The sequence below is a fragment of the Plesiomonas sp. genome, assembly GCF_051650925.1.
GTDB lineage: Bacteria > Pseudomonadota > Gammaproteobacteria > Enterobacterales > CAMTGL01 > Plesiomonas.
Genome location: NZ_JBOFRH010000068.1, coordinates 1 through 1,643, shown reverse-complemented (window position 1 = coordinate 1,643; position 1,643 = coordinate 1). Strand labels below are relative to the sequence as shown.

Genomic DNA, 1,643 nt, shown 5'->3' with positions numbered 1-1,643 from the left:
TCTGAAGCTAAAAGAGATCTCTTACATTCACGCGGAAGCTTATGCTGCGGGTGAGTTGAAGCATGGGCCGTTAGCGTTAATTGATGCTGATATGCCAGTGGTAGTGATTGCACCGAACAACGAGCTGTTGGAAAAATTAAAATCCAACATTGAAGAGGTTCGTGCTCGCGGTGGCTTGCTGTATGTCTTTGCTGATAAAGATGCCGGTTTCACCGATAGTGAAGGTATGCGAATCATTTCATTACCGCATGTGGAAGAGGTGATAGCGCCAATCTTCTATACCGTGCCGCTACAGTTGCTTTCCTACCATGTTGCGCTGATTAAAGGGACTGACGTCGATCAGCCTCGAAATTTGGCGAAGTCTGTGACCGTAGAGTAACCATTCCACAAGCCCCGTACGCGGGGCTTTTTCTTTCGCGTTCAGATACAAATATTTCACCTGTCACAAAACTGTCATATTCCATACATTTTAGTGTCATCAAACTGCCTTATTTTCCCTCCTGCACCATACTTAAACTTGCTTGTTCACACAGTAGCTGATGAATAACACTCCCTGTGGAGGGAATATGAAGCCGATGCGTTCCTTGGTTGTAACTAAAAAGATGGTTACCAATAAGACTGTTGCTGCCATTGTTGCTGCAACCTGCTCTCTGACTACGATGTCTGCATTTGCCGCTACCAGCTTGACCGGTGCCGGTGCCACCTTCCCTGCACCTGTTTATGCCAAGTGGGCTGATACCTACCAGAAAGAAACTGGTAATAAAGTTAACTATCAAGGTATTGGTTCTTCCGGCGGTGTTAAGCAAATCATTGCTAAAACCGTTGATTTTGGTGCTTCCGATGCACCCCTGACCGATGACAAATTAGCCGCAGATGGCCTATTCCAATTCCCTACCGTGATCGGTGGTGTAGTTCTGGCAGTGAATATTCCTGGTTTGAAATCAGGTGAACTGACTCTGGATGGTAAGACGCTGGGCGATATCTATCTGGGTAACATCAAAAAGTGGAATGACCCAGCTATCACGAAATTAAATCCGGGGCTGAAACTGCCTGATACCAATATTGCCGTCGTTCGCCGTGCAGATGGTTCAGGTACTTCTTACGTATTCACCAACTATCTGGCAAAAGTAAATCCAGATTGGAAATCTAAAGTTGGCGCGGGTTCTACGGTTAACTGGCCAACAGGGTTAGGCGGTAAGGGTAACGATGGCGTGGCCGCGTTCATTCAGCGTCTGCCTGGTTCTATTGGTTATGTGGAATATGCCTACGTTAAGCAAAGCAAACTGGCTTACACCAAGTTGATCTCGGCTGATGGCGACGCAGTACTGCCAACTGAAGAGAGTTTTAGCAATGCGGCTAAAGGTGCTGACTGGAGTAAATCCTTTGCTCAAGACCTAACCAACCAGAAAGGTGCTAATGCATGGCCGATCAGCTCAACGACGTTCATTCTGGTGCACAAAGAGCAACAGAAGCCAGAGCAGGGCGAAGCAGTACTGAAGTTCTTTGATTGGGCATACAAAAACGGTGGCAAAGAAGCCAGCGCTCTCGACTACGCTCCGCTGCCTAGCTCCGTTGTTGAGCAGATCCGTGCTGCTTGGAAAACCAATGTAAAAGACAGTTCTGGTAAAGCATTGTACTAATGT

The 1,643-nt window shown here is 47.0% G+C and carries 2 protein-coding genes; both read left to right on the top strand.

What is annotated here, in order from left to right; all coding sequences use genetic code 11:
- Positions 1-379, top strand: a 379-nt coding sequence (locus tag ACRC27_RS01705) for an SIS domain-containing protein (protein WP_438639028.1), incomplete at its 5' end; no start/stop codon positions are given.
- Between the two features lie 223 nt (positions 380-602).
- Positions 603-1,640 carry a phosphate ABC transporter substrate-binding protein PstS gene (gene pstS / locus ACRC27_RS01700; RefSeq protein ID WP_008815710.1) on the top strand — a complete coding sequence of 346 codons (1,038 nt, stop codon included), beginning with the start codon at positions 603-605 and terminating at the stop codon, positions 1,638-1,640.
- Positions 1,641-1,643: the final 3 nt, after the last annotated feature.

Coding starts and splice junctions, on each gene's coding strand:
- pstS (WP_008815710.1), top strand. CDS start 603: ATGGTTACCAATAAGACTGTTGCTGCCATTGTTGCTGCAACCTGCTCT.